The organism is Chitinophaga pendula (assembly GCF_020386615.1).
In the GTDB taxonomy this organism is placed as follows: Bacteria; Bacteroidota; Bacteroidia; order Chitinophagales; family Chitinophagaceae; genus Chitinophaga; species Chitinophaga pendula.
This window is the reverse complement of the sequence record NZ_CP077769.1, coordinates 2,877,574-2,893,870: the sequence shown is the minus strand read 5'-3', so window position 1 is coordinate 2,893,870 and position 16,297 is coordinate 2,877,574. Positions and strand designations below refer to the sequence as shown.

Below are 16,297 nucleotides of genomic sequence, written 5' to 3'. Positions count from 1 at the left end.
TCTATATGGGGGTATTTGTGTCGAATTGACGCATAAGTGTTTGTTTATTAATTGTTTGCATATTTTGTATTAGTTGTAAATTGCTGTAGATGAAGAAGTTAACTGTTCAGGTCCACCTCTCCCGTATCATTCGCTTAATTAAGGTATATCATTTGTTTAAGCAACGTATATCATTCCTTTTACTATCTTAGTGCTTCAGATTAACAGGAAATGGTGTCTTCCTGCTCAAAAACCGCCCACTCAGGGCTGATGGCGCCTACAAATAGCTACTCACATCAAGTAAGTAGCATCGTAATTATTTGTAGGATATGAAACAGAACAACGCATCCCATTCACCGCTTAACATCACTTACCAATTACTTCGTTGGACGTTACTGCTCATCCCGGTCTCCCTTGTTACAGGCTCCTTGGTAGCATTATTCCTTTGGTTGCTGGATAAAGCTACCCACCTGCGCTGGCAATACCCCTGGTTGCTATACTTACTACCCCTGGCGGGAATACTCATTTATTGGTTATATCGTTGGAGCGGCCGTAATGCCGCCGCCGGCAACAACCTCATTATGGAAGAGATACATCGCCCGGGTGGTGGGGTGCCGGCTCGCATGGGCCCCCTGGTATTAGCCACTACTATCATCACACACCTCTTTGGAGGCTCCGCCGGCCGCGAAGGTACCGCCGTACAGATAGGAGGGAGCATGGCGGGCAAATGGGCTCGCTGGTTGCGATTAGGCCCCACTGATACCAGCATACTGCTGATGACAGGTATCGCTGGTGGATTCGGCGCCGTATTCGGTACCCCGCTGGCAGGCGCCGTATTCGCCCTGGAAGTCCTCGCCATCGGTACCATCAGGTACAATGCATTACTGCCTTGCCTCATGGCTGCCGTCGGCGCCGACCTCGTATGTGCCGCATGGGGCATCTCCCATACACATTATCATATCGGCTACCGGCAATTACCCTTTAAGCAATGGACACACCTGGACATACAGCTGCTGGGAAAAGTCATACTCGCCGGCGTCGCTTTCGGCAGCGCCAGCTGGTTGTTCGCCTACACCATGCATCGCATAAAAGATGCCGCACAACGGTTAATACCAATCCCCTGGATGATACCGGCCATAGGAGGTGTGCTGGTCATCTTGCTCTGCTGGCTCCTGGGTACCCGTGATTACATAGGATTAGGCGTATATAGCCAATATCCGGGTGGTGTCAGCATCACCGCCGCCTTTCAACAGGGGGGCGCAAACACCTGGAGCTGGCTGCTCAAAATCCTGTTCACCGCTATCACCTTAGGGATGGGCTTCAAAGGAGGAGAGGTCACCCCTCTGTTTTTTATCGGAGCTACCCTGGGTAATACCCTCGCCATCCTCCTGGGCGCCCCCGTAGATCTCTTCGCTGCCCTGGGATTCATTGCCGTCTTCGCCGGCGCCACCAATACCCCCATCGCCTGCACGTTGATGGGTATAGAACTGTTTGGCGCCGAACATACCCTCTATTTCGCCGTCGCCTGCTTCACCGCATACTATTTCAGCGGCCACAATGGGATCTACCAGGCACAACGTATCGCCGTATCCAAAGATGGCATACCGCCGTCAACAACTTAACTATGTCTGGTAGATTACCTATTTTTATGTCTCCTCACTAAAAATAAAAATAATGAAAGCAATAGCAGTGACAGCCTTTAAGGCCACCCCCGAATTAGTAGATGTACCCAACCCGGAAGTACGCCCGGGTACCGTATTAATACGTGTATCCGCTGCCGGTATGAACCCTTTTGACTGGAAAATGATAGATGGTATTCTCGATGGCCAGATGCCACACCAATTCCCCATGATCGTCGGCGTAGATGGCGCAGGCACCGTCACTGCAATAGGAGAGGGCGTCACCCGGTTCAAAATAGGTGACAAAATATATGGCCAGTTCATTCACGCTCCCATCGGAGAAGGCTCCTATGCCGAATATGCCGTCGTTCCCGAATCCGCGTCCATCACCACCATACCCGATGGCATCTCCTTCGCTGAAGCCGCTGCAATCCCCACTTCCGGTATGACCGCACAACAAATGCTGGAACAACTCGACCTCCAACCCGGACAAACAGTATTGATCAATGGCGCCACCGGCGGCGTAGGCTCTTTCACCACACAGCTGGCCGCCTTGCATGGATTACATGTCATCGCTACCGCACATGGCGACGATATCTCCCGCATGAAAAAATTAGGGGCTAAAGAAGTAATAGACTATAAAGCAGCACCACTGGCAGACCAGGTAAAACAAGCACATCCCGATGGCATCGATGGCCTCATCGATGTTGTCAGCAACGCCGATACACTGAAAGCATTATCCGCATTGGTGAAAAAAGGTGGACCCGTACTCACCACCGTGTTCGTCGCCGACGAAGCAGCCCTCAAAGCTAATGGCCTTCGAGGTGGTAACTTCGAAACAAAAGGCAGCGCCAACTCACTCGACAAACTAAAAGATGCATTAGGCAAAATAGAAATACCTATCGCCCGCCGCATCAAACTTACACAAGTGGCTTCCGCTATTGAAGATAGCCGCAACGCTATCTCCAGCGGAAAAACAATCATCGAAATAGATGCCTGATCTTACTTTATATACATAAAAATGGGTACCCGCTTCACTTGGGTACCCATCCCCGAAATACCTGCCAAAACATCCACCAACCACTGTACCATAGTACCATAGAACAAATTCCACAGTTTGCCACACCTCCCGCAAATGAGCCACTGGCCGCATAACTCCAAAAAAATGCGTATATTGTGCATCATTTTGATGCAGCATACTACTACCGCCGCATGAACCGGCAGCTGCGCCCGCTTTATACAACTACTTGCAAAGCGCTTTACCCACAAATGTTTTTGTTTCATTTGTCTATTTAATTTTCGCGTTTAGTTGGGTGCATTTTTTGTATTAAAATCAATGTTTTGCATACAGCAAACAGACAGGTTTTGATAAACAGATCATTATTCAGATAAAAGTTTAACCGCATTATGAGCAAGACCATTATTGTATCCAACAGATTGCCCGTTAAGATCACTGAAAAAGAGGGAACGTACACACTGGCACCTAGTGAAGGTGGTTTAGCAACCGGATTAGGATCCATCTACAGAAACGGTAATAATCTCTGGATAGGATGGCCAGGAATGGACATCAACGACGAAAAGGCACAGGACGATATCCGCCAGCAAATGGCCAACATCAATCTTCATCCCGTTTTTCTCACTGCCGATGAGATAAATAATTTCTACGAAGGCTTCTCCAATGAAGTATTGTGGCCCGTATTTCACTACATGTCAGTATACGCACGCTACGAACAAGCCTACTGGGATTACTACCTGCAGGTTAATACAAAATTCAGAGATGCCATTCTCCAGGTAGCAGCACCAGGAGACATCATCTGGATTCAGGACTATCAACTACTCCTCCTGCCAGGCCTCATACGTAAAGAATTACCCGATGTATCCATCGGCTTCTTCCAACACATTCCCTTCCCCAGCTATGAACTGTTTCGCCTAATACCCTGGAGACAGGAACTGCTGGAAGGTATGCTGGGAGCCGATCTCCTCGGATTTCATACTTTCGACGACAGCCGCCACTTCCTCAACGCAGCAAGCCGCGTATTACCTGTCAATGTTACAGCTAATATCATCACCATCCAGGATCGCCCCGTCGTCGTAGAGACATTCCCGATGGGCATCGACTTTAATAAATTCGAATCCATCGCTCACGACGACGACGTGAAAAAACAACTGGACAACCTCGAAGAAACATTCGGCCACCTCCAGATGATCCTCTCCATCGACAGGCTCGATTACAGCAAAGGCATCTTACAACGCCTGGAAGCCTTTCAACTCTTCCTCCAGCTCAATCCGCAATACATGGAGAAAGTAGTACTCTACATGATCGTTGTCCCCTCCAGGGATACCGTACCGCAATACAGAGAACTACGCGATGAAATAGATAAACTCGTTGGTGGCATCAACGCTCGCTTCCGAACCATGAACTGGCATCCCGTACACTATTTCTATCGCTCGTTCCCCATAGAAACACTGGCCGCCCTCTACAATTTCGCCGGCATCTGTCTCGTCACTCCCATGCGCGATGGCATGAACCTCGTCAGCAAAGAATATGTCGCCAGCCGCATCAACAACGATGGCGTACTCATACTGAGCGAAATGGCAGGTGCATCTAAAGAACTAATAGATGCCATCATCGTAAATCCAAATAATATCGGCGCTATCGCCAGGGCCATCAACCAGGCCCTCAACATGCCCGAAGCAGAACAACGCAACCGCATGCGACAAATGAGACAGATCGTCTCTAAATTCAATATCGCACATTGGGTCAAATTATTCACCAACAGACTCGCAGAAGTAAAACAACTGCAACAATCCATGCTTGCTCGCCGCATCAGCTCCGACCTGCGCAAACAAATATTCTCACAATATGCTACCGCCGGAAAAAGATTGATACTGCTCGACTACGATGGCACCTTGGTAGGATTCCATGGCAACATCGACATGGCCAGCCCGGACCCGGATCTGTACTACCTCCTCAATCACCTGGCAGACGATCCGGCTAATGAAGTAGTGGTCATCAGCGGCCGCAAACACGAAACACTCGAAGAATGGATGGGACATCTCCCCATCGATATCATCGCCGAACATGGTGCCTGGACCCGCCTGCAAGGAGAAGACTGGTACCAGCTTCCTACACTCACCGACCAGTGGAAACAGGAAATATGGCCCATGCTCGAAACATACACCGATCGCACACCAGGCTCTTTTATAGAAGAGAAAAGTTACTCCCTCGTATGGCACTTCCGCAATGCCGCCGAAGGACTGGGAGAACTGCGCGCCAACGAACTGATGGAAACACTTCGCTTCTATACCAGTGGAAAAGGACTACAACTACTCCCGGGAGATAAAGTCATAGAAGTGAAAAACATCGAGATCAACAAAGGAAAAGCAACACTCACCCGCATCAATGGACAATACTACGATTTCATCCTCGCCGTCGGCGACGACTTCACCGATGAAGATACCTTCAAAGCACTACCGCCCGAAGCCATCACCATCAAAGTAGGCAGCCAGGTCAGCGCAGCACGCTACTACCTCCGCAGCCAACCCGAAGTAAGGAGCTTCCTCCTCGAACTCGTCCGGCAGGGTGGCACAGGAGAAACCAAAATAAATGAAAGCGAAGCCATAAAGATCTGATAAAATAAAAAGCCGCAGGCAACACACCTGCGGCTTTTTTATCGCCAATAAAATTTGAAAAAACTACTGCGTAAGCGTCTCTAAAAAGATAGGACGATCCAGCTTCATCGAAATACGATACGCCGCATTCATCAAGCCAACATGACTGTAAGCCTGCGGAAAATTACCCCACTGACTGCCATTGTCCTCATCCACATCCTCGCTGAATAATAACAGGTGATTGGAATATTGCAACAGGTTCTCAAACTCCCGGATCGCATCATCTAGCCTTCCCACACAAGCCAACGCCTCCACATACCAGAACGCACACACCAGGAAGGTCGACTTCGGCTTCCCGAAATCATCCGAATGCAAATACCGGTAAAATAACCCCTGCGGCGTCTTCAACTCCTTTTCCAGCACCGCCAGGTGATCCTTCGCCCGCTGGCTCGCCGGATCAAGATAATTCATCATGATCAGCTGCAACGTACTGGCATCCAGGTGATCACTCCCCGCCGCATTCGTATATACCTTCCGCACCGGATCATAACAGCTCTCTATATGTGCCGCCGCCCTTTCTTTCAAAGAGATCGCCTTCTGTACCAACTGCTGATGACCAATACCGCGCGCAATCTTCTCCGCCGCATTACATCCCGCCCACTGGAATAAATTACTGTAACAGTGAATGTTCGCAAAATTGCGGAACTCCCAGATACCAGCATCCTTCTCGTCGATCGTACGCTCTATCTTGTTCAATAAAAAGTCGATCCACCGGTCAGAATCCTTCCGCTCAGAGAAAATAAATCGATGATCCGTATACAATGGCAACATCGAGATCAACACCTGCCCGTAAATATCATTCTGTATATGCTCATACGCCTGGTTACCAATACGTACCGGCGTATTACCCATATAACCGTCCAGGTGCGGCAATATCGTCTCCACCAACGCCTTCTGACCCGTTATGCCATACAATGGCTGATAACGGAAATCATCCGAAAACGAAATATCCGTGATATAATTGAAATATCGCTCCATCTCCTCAAAATGCCCGATATGGTTCAATGCCGTGATCACATAATAGGTATCCCGCAACCAGCAATAACGGTAATCCCAGTTACGCCCGCTGCCCGGATGCTCCGGCAGGCTCGTCGTACTGGCAGCAATAATTGCCCCCGTATCCTCATACTGATGGATCTTCAACGCAAGTGCCGACCGGATCACATAAGGCTGATAGAAATTAGCGATGTTACTGTGTTTGATCCACAACCGCCAATAAGCGATCGTATTACGGACAAAGGTCTCCGCAGTACTCACCAGCGGCGCCTCCAACGGATGACCATACGTCAGCAACAAATAACGGGTGTCATTCAACACAAAATGCTGCGACTCCATCACATAATTGATCGGAATATTCGTCGTCAGCCGCAACCGCTCCTCACATCCCTCAAACTCAATGTGATTACTGCCGCGTAATGCCTTCAACGACTTGCCACCATAATCGCATACCGGCAAACATTTCACCTTGATACGCGGAGATCCCTCCAATGGCTCTATCTTCCGGATCAACATCAATGGCTTGAAAAACCGCTCATATTGATAAAACCGCGGCGCCACATCCGTAATCAGGTACTTGCCGCCAGTTGTGGAGATTTCTGTACACAATACATTCGTATTCTCCAGGTAATACTGCCGGGATGTATAATCCCCGTCCGGTAAAATAGAAAACTCGCCGCCCTTCTGCTGGTCCAGCATCCCCCCAAATATGAAGGAACTGTCCATCCTGGGCCAACAAAGCCAGTCTACATTAGTGTTCTTGTTAATATGCGCCAAATACGCGCAGTTGCCAATCAGGCCGGTCTGGTAGGTATGTCTTTCCATGCTGTACATTTAGAATTCCTCATTTGGTAACGCGGTTTTTTCTGCTCTTCATAGAACCATTTATCGTTCCGGATTGTTCACAGTGCAGCAAAAGCTATTCCAGTTATTCCCGCAACTGGCTTTTTCCCTGCTGGTACAGCCCGCCGCAACATTTAACAAACAGGCAGCGCCGATTATTCGTAACTTAATGTACCGTATGGATGGCTTCGGAACGTTATTTGTATCATAGGCACGGACCCTCGTCCGTTATCGTATCATCAATAAAATGGTCACTATGGCGCAACAAATGCTGATTACACAGCTACAGGCTTTCTTCAATCAATATGGACAGGCTCTCATGACCTTCGATGCCAACAATATCATCGATAGCTATGCCACCCCATTCCTCATGATCTCCGACGAACAGGTCAACGCATTCACCGATATAGATGTACTCCGTAATATCTTCGGACAAGGCGCTACCGTATACCAGGCGTACGGATTCGCCAAAGCCATCCCAGAAGTAAAAGCCGGCCGCAACGTCTCCGGTAGCATCATCCAAACCAACATCCACTGGCGATATCTCGACACCGATGATCAACTGATATACGATTGCGATTATGAATACCTGCTCCGTACCAACGAAGCCAAAGAACTGAAAATACATACCGCCATCGCTATCAACGAACCAGAAAAACTCGCCGCCCTTGTCAAACAACGACCAGGCTCCCTATAATTACACTTTCTAAATACCAATACCGAGATATGCACGTAGTCAACAAGCAGGAATACCTGCCACGCTTCGCAAATATGATCGATGCCGCAACAACCGGTGTACCCACCTATGTAATGGGGGGAGACCTGGGAGGAACTAAAACAAACCTGGCCCTCTTCAATATCGCCAATGGCCAGCTGCAAATGATCGATACCGAAACCTATCGCTCCCGCGAATATGCCGCCATCGGAGATATACTCAAATTGTTCCTCAGCCGCCAACCAGATAAAACACCCGAACGTATATGCATCGGAGTGGCAGGCCCCGTCATAGATGGCAAAGTAGACCTCACCAACCTCGCCCTCGACCTCAGCGAAGAAGAAGTCAAACATGCCACCGGCGTCAAAAATGTCAAACTCATTAACGACCTCGAAGCAACCGCATACGGCCTCGGTACCCTCACCCCGGATCAACTCGTTACCCTCCACAGAGGAAACGTCCGGCATAAAGGAAATATGGCCATCATAGCCCCAGGCACCGGCCTCGGAGAAGCGGGCATATTCTGGAACGGCAGCGCATACCTGCCATTCGCCACAGAAGGCGGCCACTGCGACTTCGCCCCCAGAACAGATCTCGATATAGAACTTCTCCAGTACTTCCAGGAAAAATATGAGATCGTCAGCTGGGAACGACTCCTCTCCGGACCAGGTATCATGGACATATACATCTTCCTCCGCGACGAAAAAAATATGCTCGAACCCGACTGGCTCGCACAAACCATGCGCGAAAATGACCCGGCCGCCGTCATCAGCACCAATGCCCTCGAAGAAAAACTCTCCATCTGCATCAAAACAATGGAACTATTCGTCCGGTACCTGGCCCGCGAATCCGCCAACCTCGTACTGAAAATGAAAGCAACAGGTGGCCTCTTCCTCGGTGGTGGCATCCCGCCGAAAATAGCCCCCCTGCTGCAAAACAACGACTTCTATCATCACTACCTGCAAAGCGATCGCCTCGTAGAACTACTCACCGGCGTACCCATACATCTTATCAATAATGATAAAACCGCCTTGTGGGGCGCCGCATACTACGCCGCCTTCGCCGCAGCAGACCAATGAACTCCCCGTAAGGAGCAATACAATAATAAATAAACACATACCCGTGTTTATGATCGATCTTTTATAAGCTTAAATATCCTGAATATGCGGAAATGGTTGCGTTATGGACTCATTGTTTGCGGTGGCCTCTTAGCCCTCATCATCATCGCTTGGCTCGGACTGGCCTGGTACATCTCCGCTAATAAAAAGACCATCCTGGTCCAAATAAATACACGCCTCAGCGAACGCCTCAACGGCCAACTCGTCATCGGTGACATGTCCCCATCCCTCGTACGCAGCTTCCCCAACGTTTCCGTCGGCCTCAAAAATGTCACCTTGCAAGACAGCCTCTGGGCAAAACACCACCACACCTTGCTCGATGCATCCCTCATATTTGTCAAAATCAACACCGCCGCCCTACTCAAAAAACAACTCGACATACAAGAGATCACCTTCGACAAAGGGGCCATATACCTCTTTACCGACAGCCTCGGATATAGCAACACCAGCGTATTCCGCCGCGGTCGCAAAAAAGAGGGCAAAAACAACACCGATGCCGCCATCAGCCGCCTCCAAATGAGAGACGTACAGTTCACCCTGGAAAATCACCAGAAACACAAACTGTTTAAACTCAACATCCAATACCTCAAAGGCACCGTACAATCCTCCGACACCGCCCGTCTCATCGATCTCACCACCGCCATCCACATCAGCAACTTCGAATTCAATACCGACAAAGGCAGCTATATCAAAGACAAATTGCTCGAAGCCACCAACATGCGCCTCGTCTTCAATAGGAAAGAAAAAATATTGCGTATACCCGCACAGGATATCCGCATCGACAAACAACCAGTCAACCTCAACGGATCATTCGACTTCGGCCCCAAACCGCCCGCCTTCGCATTGGATATCACCGTCAATAATGTCGCCTTCCGCAAAGCAGCATCATTCATGCCGCCTAATATCTCCGGCAAACTCAAACACCTCGACCTCGAAAAACCACTGGACATAAAAGCCGTCCTCAGAGGACACATGCAATACCGCGATACCCCCCTCGTCCGCGTCTCCTGGAAAACAACCAACAATACCTTCATCACCAAAGCAGGCACTTTCAACGAGTGTAGCTTCACCGGTGGCTTCTTTAACGAACTGGTGCCCGGAAATGGTCACAACGACGAAAACTCTATCGTACATCTTAATAAACTATCCGCCAAATGGCTGGGCGTACCTCTCCAGGCCGATACCGTCCGCGTACTCAATCTCAAACACCCCGCCCTCTCCGGCCACTTCCGATCCAAATTCCCACTCACCGATCTCAATGAAGCAGCAGGGGGAGATGTGTTCCAGTTCAATAGCGGCACCGCCGTCGCTGACCTCTATTATAAAGGAGGCGTCACCGAAGGAGATACCATCCAACCATTCCTCCGCGGTATCATCCAGGTGGAAAAAGGAGCCATGGTATACCTCCCGCGTAACCTCTCCTTCAAAGATTGTAACGCCACCCTCGCATTCACCGGAAATGATCTCGTACTCCAAAATATCCGCATCCGCACAGATAAAAGCGCCCTCATGATGGAAGGCACCGTCCGCAACCTCATGAACTTCTACTTCAGCGCCCCAGATAAAATATTACTCGACTGGAAAATAAAAAGCCCGGTAGTAGACCTCAACGAATTCCGCTCCTTCCTCGCCCAAAGAGGAAAAGCCAAAAGCACCGCCACCACCCGCAAAAAAGTCTCCCGTGCCGTTACCCAGCTCGATATCGTCCTCAATCAAAGTAATGTCAACATGCAGGTACAACTCGATAAAGTACTGTACCGCCGCTTCAATGCCCAACAGGTAAAAGCAGACCTCACCCTCACACAAACCGGCATCCTGCTCCGGCAGATCGCCTTGCAACATGCCGGCGGCTCACTCAATATGAAAGGAAATATCCAGCAGGATGGCAATAACAACAAATTCAAAGTCAATGCCTCCCTCAACAACGTACACATCGATCAGCTATTCTATGCCTTCAATAATTTCGGCTTGGAAAAACTAACCTCCAACAACCTCAAAGGCATCCTCTCCGCCAACATCGACCTCAGTGGCAACGTACTCGATAATGGCACCCTCGTCAAACACTCCCTCTTTGGCTCCCTCGGATTCAACCTCCGACAAGCAGCACTCATCCATTTCGAACCGCTGGAAAACATCGGCAAATTCGTCTTCCGCCGCCGTAATATGTCTAACATCACCTTCGACAACCTCCGCAATACTTTAGAAGTAAAAGGCAACAAAGTCATCATCCCACCCATGCGCATCGCCACCAGCGCCATCAATATGGACGTAGCAGGCGTATACGGCCTGGGCACCGGTACCAACATCAGCCTCGATATCCCCTTGCGCAACCCCGCTAAAGACAGCGCTATCACCGACGAAGCAGAAAAACTGCGGCGTAGTCGCAAAGGATTGATCGTACATTTGCACGCAGTGAACGACAAAGATGGGAAAGTGAAAATAAAACTCGGTAAAGCGGATAATGATGACTGACCAATTGCCGGTATCCGTGCCGGGATGTCATATACTCATCTTGGGTAACCAAAGCAACACTGACAAAGTGCCTGTAATAAATGGCAGCGCCACCGCGTTATTTGCTTAACAATATTCGTTCACTACCACGTCCAAAAACGCCATCAACAACAATACTGATCGAAAATTTTCCGTTTTGCATAATATCCGTGAATAAATATTCCTAATTCGTCATCCTTCCGGCATATTGTTTGTTTTCAGCTACTTAGATGCCCAAAAACCGCATCAAAAAAACTGTTCTTATTATGTTGCAGATCCTTACTGACCTTCCAAGTCACGTAGTAGGTATAGAGGCCTCCGGCCGTATTGATAAAGGAGATTTTGAAAAAGTACTGATCCCTGCCATCGATTCGCTCGCAAAGCGTACAGGAAAAATTAACTACCTCCTGTTGTTAAACACAGACATTCGCCATTTTAGTACAGGCGCCTGGTGGGAAGATATGCTCGTCGGCCTTAAACACTTCACCAAATGGAGACGTATCGCCATCGTAACCGCCTCCAGGAGCATACACAAATTTTCAGACTTCTTTAGCGTACTCGTTCCGGGAGAATCCCGCGGCTTCTCCATCCATGAACTGGAAGCTGCCAAACAATGGGTAGCCGCAGAGTAATAACCGCATACCCGGGCTGATCATCCAATATACCCTCCCGACCCCCGCGTCAGGAAACCAAACCCCCACGCCCGGCCACATCGGTATTATTTTGTGATGCCTGCTAAATCACATAGCTTTATCCTCATGTACATAGGTGCATATATCCTGGTAGGTGTAATGACAGTACTGTTCACAGGCCTGTTGTTCCTCTATGTCAGACACTATCTCAAACGATGGCAACGACAACGCGTCGCCGTACCAGGTAATGATGAATTATTGTTGGCCCGACACGTAAAGTACTATCAGCAACTCGACCAACCGGCAAAAACACGCTTCGCACAACTCGTCCGCCAGTTCCTCCACCATACCACCATAGAAGGAGTAGGAGTGGAGGTCGAAAGTGTCGACCGCATCCTCATCGCCGCCAGCGCCGTCATTCCCGTATTCGGATTCCCCTCCTGGAAATATACCAACCTCACCAACGTCATCCTCTATCCCGATACCTTCGACGAACAATACCAGTTCGAAGGAGATCGCCGCAACATCCTCGGCATGGTAGGTAGCGGTACCCTCAACGGACAAATGGTACTGTCCCGGCAAGCACTCCGGCATGGCTACACCGCCGAAAGCGGCACCAGCAACACCGGCATCCACGAATTCGTACACCTGCTCGATAAATCCGATGGCATCATCGATGGATTCCCACGCAACTTCCTCGAACATCGCTACAGCGACGCCTGGCAACATATCATCCAACAGGAAACACAAAATATAGAAGAAGGGACCTCCGATATCAACCCCTACGCCGCTACCCGCGAAAGCGAATTCCTCGCCGTAGCAGCCGAATATTTTTTCCAGGAACCTGCCCGCCTCAAAGCCCATCATCCCGCACTATACGGCATCCTCGGTCTTATATTCAACCAGGAACCTGCCTACTGATCACTGCCCGGTCGGCCCCACATCCGCAAATGCCTGCAGATACTTATCAACATACAGATCCTTCGTCTTCGCCTTATACTGCATCACAAACCGCGGATGCTCCAATGGCACCACCTCCCCGAAAAAGCCGTGCTCCGCATTCAACTGCGTAAAAAACACCGCATTTTTACCCGTCCCCATCACATAACATACCTCCCGGTCCAACCCAAATGTTAACTGCCGCTCCAGGCTGCTCACAATCAAAGGCAACGCCGCCTTTGTCAACTCCTTGCTGTCGTAGTAATTATAGTTCACCTCCTTACCACCCGCCGTACGCGACACAAATCCCAGCGGACAAACAGAACCTATATACAAATCCTGGTAAAATACCGCCGGCCCGCCATAGGCAGCAATCACGTCATAAATGAATACAGAAGAGGGCTCATGCGTCTTCATCCCCGGGATCGTAATACCACACACCTCCTGCATACGTTTCGTATCCGTAAAAGGTACCCCCGTACTGCCAGAGCCCAGCCGGCCAGGATTAATTCCGAGTATCAACCGCCGGCGCCGGCGGTCACCGTAATATTTTTTGTAAAACTGCTGCATCACGTCCATCACACCCGCCTGCTCCCGGAATGGATTCATCACCCGGATACCCGCCGGCAACACAGCATCAAAAGATAATTGCTCATTAAAGGCAATAACATGGTCCGCAAAGGTCTTGGACATACAACTTTTATTTTTGAAGGAATTGTTTCCGGTACTCAGATGGATTCTGACCCTTGTACTTTTTGAAAATACGATTCAAATGACTCTCATCCGTAAACCCTAACTCCAACGCAATCTCATTCATCCGCATATCACTATACTTTAAACGGGCCTCCACCAACCGCAACTTATAGTTGGTAATATACTGCTGCAACGTCTCGTTGGCGTGCTTCTTAAAATATCGCCCCAGGTAACTCTCCGATATCCCGAAATACTTACTGATCGCCTCTATCCGGATCTTCTCCGGCTCATAGATATGCTGCTGCACATATTGCAAAATGTCCAGCGCCTTATCGTCCGTCCGATCACTGATCTTCTCCGGCATATTCATCGCCAGGTTACGCACCACTATAATGATCAGCGTATTGATCATCTGCTGTATCAACTCCTGGTTGTATAAAGCCGTATTCTCCTGCTCCCGGATAATACTCACGACCAACGGCCGCACCAGCGACTTATCACATTGATGCCGCAATATACACCCCGGATCATGACTGGCATGCTGTAACACGTTCGCCAGCCGCTCCAGCCACTCCGTACGGTGCTGCCGCGCTACATGAAATTGACCCGACCGGATGAACAAAGCATTAAAACGTACCAGGAAAAAACGCGTAGCGGTCACAATGTCAAAAGACTGACAATCCCCCGGCGTAGTCAAAAACATATGCCCGGCCGCATAGGCAAACTTATGCTTGTTGATACACTGATGCCCCGTCCCCGACAATACATACACAAACTCAAAGAAATTATGCCGGTGCGCCGGATCATGACCAGGCTCCAGGTCACAAAGAATGATCTCAACCGGCTGATGCAGATGTGGCTTCTCCATAGCCGCAAAGATACAAGATTTTAACAGAAATGTACAAGTGGTGGATGTATATATGTGCGCAACTTTGTAGCACTAAATCATAATAAAATACAGGTATGAAAGCAGTTATTTTAAGCGGCGCCAACAAACCGGTGCACATAGAAGACATCCCAACACCCACCCCCGCAGCCAACGAAATACTTATCAAACTGGCCTATTCCGCCTTCAACTACCGCGACGTCTGGATACGTACCGGCAACTACAACAGCGCCGTAAAAGATAGGATCGTACTGGGCTCCGATGGCTTCGGCACCATCGCCGCCTTGGGCCACGACGTAACAGGGTGGGAGATAGGGCAGCCGGTTATTATCAACCCCAGCCACAATTGGGGCGATAACCCCGCCGCCTTCGACCCTTCCTTCAAAATACTGGGTAGCCCTGATCAGGGCACCTTCGCCGAATACATCGCCGTCGGTCAGCAATACGTACATGCCAAACCCGATGGCTACACCGATGAAGAAGCCGCCGCATTACCGCTCGCAGGTATCACCACCTACCGCGCCGTAACTACCCGCGCACAGGTCAGAAAAGGAGAGAAGGTACTCATCACCGGCATCGGCGCGGGCACCGCATTGCTCGCTTTACACTTCGCACTGGTAGCTGGCGCAGAAGTATATGTCACCTCCAGCAGCCCAGAAAAGATCGCTAAAGCCCAAACATTGGGCGCCAAAGATGGTTTCAACTACCGCAACGCCGACTGGGTCGACAAAGCAACAGCATCCTCCGGTGGCTTCGATGTAATACTGGATAGCGCATCCGGCGATGGATTCGCCAGCCTGCTCCAACTGGCAAAACCCGGAGGCCGCATCGTATTCTGGGGCGCCACCAGTGGCATCATCAACAACATCCGGCCGGCAGATATCTTCTACAAAAACCTGTCCGTCCTCGGCACCACCATGGGCACCCCACAGGAATTCAAAGACATGCTGCAGCTCATCAAAGATCACCCCTCCATCAAACCCATAGTAGATAAAGTATACCCGTCCCTCGATCACGCAGAAGAAGCATTGCAATACATGAAAGCAGGCCAGCAATTCGGTAAGATCGTACTCACCAATCAATAAAACCAACCATACATATATATACCGGTATAACGGTATCCAATACACTAAGTAATAACTGCAGTATTACTGCTTAAATGCAGTATACACGCAGTTATTACTCGTTAGTAACGTTAACCGACCGCTCAAATAAATCCGGATGACGGAATTGTATTTGTGTCAATAATTACATAAATTTAATATCGCAATTACTGTAGATTACTTTTAGCCTGACAAACCATCAAACCGTTAACCCCGGAACTAATACCAGCAATTGCTTAGACCGGTAATAATAGGAGAGCCACTAAACACCAAAACAAATCGACACAACATCATCTCCTGTAACTGTCAATATAGATAGGATGAATGACATGTTAAGCGAAGACAAAATCATTACAAAAATTATGAGTATGATATGAAATAAAAACAGTTTTATCTCAGCACCCGTATGTCTGATAAAAATTAGATTCCACTGTAACGCAGCTTTTACAGTTAAGATTATGAAGAATACACGTATGAATGAAGGTGATAAATACAAATAACATCCACGTATGAAAACCTTCCCGTTAAATAGCCAAACACATAGATCAGCTGCCCATTACCAACAGTAATATTATTGCAGTGAGATAATAATATTTAAGTGTCACTGTTACA

The 16,297-nt window shown here is 49.1% G+C and carries 12 protein-coding genes and 1 riboswitch; of the genes, 9 read left to right on the top strand and 3 right to left on the bottom strand.

From position 1 onward, the window contains the following. Positions 1 to 197: 197 nt before the first annotated feature. Positions 198 to 266, top strand: a riboswitch (Fluoride riboswitch). Between the two features lie 42 nt (positions 267 to 308). The 3 genes from KTO58_RS10075 to KTO58_RS10065 all read left to right on the top strand — a co-directional run bounded on the left by KTO58_RS10075 (position 309) and on the right by KTO58_RS10065 (position 5,231). After that, on the top strand, positions 309 to 1,601 hold the full coding sequence (locus KTO58_RS10075; RefSeq protein WP_095839479.1) for a voltage-gated chloride channel family protein: 1,293 nt from the start codon (positions 309 to 311) through the stop codon (positions 1,599 to 1,601). Positions 1,602 to 1,653: 52 nt separating this feature from the next. Beyond that, entirely contained in the window at positions 1,654 to 2,598 is a 945-nt protein-coding gene (locus tag KTO58_RS10070; protein WP_095839480.1) for an NADP-dependent oxidoreductase, read from the top strand. Between the two features lie 407 nt (positions 2,599 to 3,005). Continuing rightward, a complete protein-coding gene (locus KTO58_RS10065; RefSeq protein WP_095839482.1) occupies positions 3,006 to 5,231 on the top strand; it encodes a bifunctional alpha,alpha-trehalose-phosphate synthase (UDP-forming)/trehalose-phosphatase in 2,226 nt (741 codons plus the stop codon). 63 nt (positions 5,232 to 5,294) lie between these two features. On the opposite strand, the gene KTO58_RS10060 is transcribed toward KTO58_RS10065, so the two are convergent. Further along, on the bottom strand, positions 5,295 to 7,091 hold the full coding sequence (locus tag KTO58_RS10060) for a glycoside hydrolase family 15 protein (protein WP_095841625.1): 1,797 nt from the start codon (positions 7,089 to 7,091) through the stop codon (positions 5,295 to 5,297). A gap of 274 nt (positions 7,092 to 7,365) precedes the next feature. On the opposite strand from KTO58_RS10060, the gene KTO58_RS10055 reads away from it, so the two are divergent. From KTO58_RS10055 to KTO58_RS10035, 5 genes are all read left to right on the top strand, one after another. Beyond that, a complete protein-coding gene (locus KTO58_RS10055; protein WP_095839483.1) occupies positions 7,366 to 7,806 on the top strand; it encodes a DUF6841 family protein in 441 nt (146 codons plus the stop codon). A gap of 29 nt (positions 7,807 to 7,835) precedes the next feature. Next, positions 7,836 to 8,903, top strand: a complete 1,068-nt coding sequence (glk, locus tag KTO58_RS10050) for a glucokinase (protein WP_225860178.1) — start codon at positions 7,836 to 7,838, stop codon at positions 8,901 to 8,903. Positions 8,904 to 8,987: 84 nt separating this feature from the next. Further along, on the top strand, positions 8,988 to 11,414 hold the full coding sequence (locus KTO58_RS10045; RefSeq protein ID WP_225860177.1) for an AsmA family protein: 2,427 nt from the start codon (positions 8,988 to 8,990) through the stop codon (positions 11,412 to 11,414). Positions 11,415 to 11,698: 284 nt separating this feature from the next. Continuing rightward, positions 11,699 to 12,064: a SpoIIAA family protein gene (locus tag KTO58_RS10040; protein WP_157753053.1), complete on the top strand. Its 366-nt coding sequence runs from the start codon at positions 11,699 to 11,701 to the stop codon at positions 12,062 to 12,064. A 126-nt stretch (positions 12,065 to 12,190) separates the two neighbouring features. Beyond that, positions 12,191 to 12,985: a M90 family metallopeptidase gene (locus KTO58_RS10035; protein WP_095841627.1), complete on the top strand. Its 795-nt coding sequence runs from the start codon at positions 12,191 to 12,193 to the stop codon at positions 12,983 to 12,985. Here the strand turns inward: KTO58_RS10035 and KTO58_RS10030 are convergent, their stop codons facing one another. Together KTO58_RS10030 and KTO58_RS10025 are read right to left on the bottom strand one after the other, a co-directional pair. Next, complete coding sequence (locus KTO58_RS10030) at positions 12,986 to 13,696, bottom strand: SMUG2 DNA glycosylase family protein (protein ID WP_095839486.1); 711 nt, start codon at positions 13,694 to 13,696, stop codon at positions 12,986 to 12,988. It lies immediately after the preceding gene. Positions 13,697 to 13,703: 7 nt separating this feature from the next. Beyond that, positions 13,704 to 14,564, bottom strand: a complete 861-nt coding sequence (locus KTO58_RS10025; protein WP_095839487.1) for an AraC family transcriptional regulator — start codon at positions 14,562 to 14,564, stop codon at positions 13,704 to 13,706. Positions 14,565 to 14,659: 95 nt separating this feature from the next. Here KTO58_RS10025 and KTO58_RS10020 point away from each other — a divergent pair, with 95 nt between their 5' ends. Next, positions 14,660 to 15,667 carry a quinone oxidoreductase family protein gene (locus KTO58_RS10020; protein ID WP_095839488.1) on the top strand — a complete coding sequence of 336 codons (1,008 nt, stop codon included), beginning with the start codon at positions 14,660 to 14,662 and terminating at the stop codon, positions 15,665 to 15,667. Positions 15,668 to 16,297 lie beyond the last annotated feature (630 nt).

Coding starts and splice junctions, on each gene's coding strand:
- KTO58_RS10075 (WP_095839479.1), top strand. CDS start 309: ATGAAACAGAACAACGCATCCCATTCACCGCTTAACATCACTTACCAA.
- KTO58_RS10070 (WP_095839480.1), top strand. CDS start 1,654: ATGAAAGCAATAGCAGTGACAGCCTTTAAGGCCACCCCCGAATTAGTA.
- KTO58_RS10065 (WP_095839482.1), top strand. CDS start 3,006: ATGAGCAAGACCATTATTGTATCCAACAGATTGCCCGTTAAGATCACT.
- KTO58_RS10060 (WP_095841625.1), bottom strand. CDS start 7,091: ATGGAAAGACATACCTACCAGACCGGCCTGATTGGCAACTGCGCGTAT.
- KTO58_RS10055 (WP_095839483.1), top strand. CDS start 7,366: ATGGCGCAACAAATGCTGATTACACAGCTACAGGCTTTCTTCAATCAA.
- glk (WP_225860178.1), top strand. CDS start 7,836: ATGCACGTAGTCAACAAGCAGGAATACCTGCCACGCTTCGCAAATATG.
- KTO58_RS10045 (WP_225860177.1), top strand. CDS start 8,988: ATGCGGAAATGGTTGCGTTATGGACTCATTGTTTGCGGTGGCCTCTTA.
- KTO58_RS10040 (WP_157753053.1), top strand. CDS start 11,699: ATGTTGCAGATCCTTACTGACCTTCCAAGTCACGTAGTAGGTATAGAG.
- KTO58_RS10035 (WP_095841627.1), top strand. CDS start 12,191: ATGTACATAGGTGCATATATCCTGGTAGGTGTAATGACAGTACTGTTC.
- KTO58_RS10030 (WP_095839486.1), bottom strand. CDS start 13,696: ATGTCCAAGACCTTTGCGGACCATGTTATTGCCTTTAATGAGCAATTA.
- KTO58_RS10025 (WP_095839487.1), bottom strand. CDS start 14,564: ATGGAGAAGCCACATCTGCATCAGCCGGTTGAGATCATTCTTTGTGAC.
- KTO58_RS10020 (WP_095839488.1), top strand. CDS start 14,660: ATGAAAGCAGTTATTTTAAGCGGCGCCAACAAACCGGTGCACATAGAA.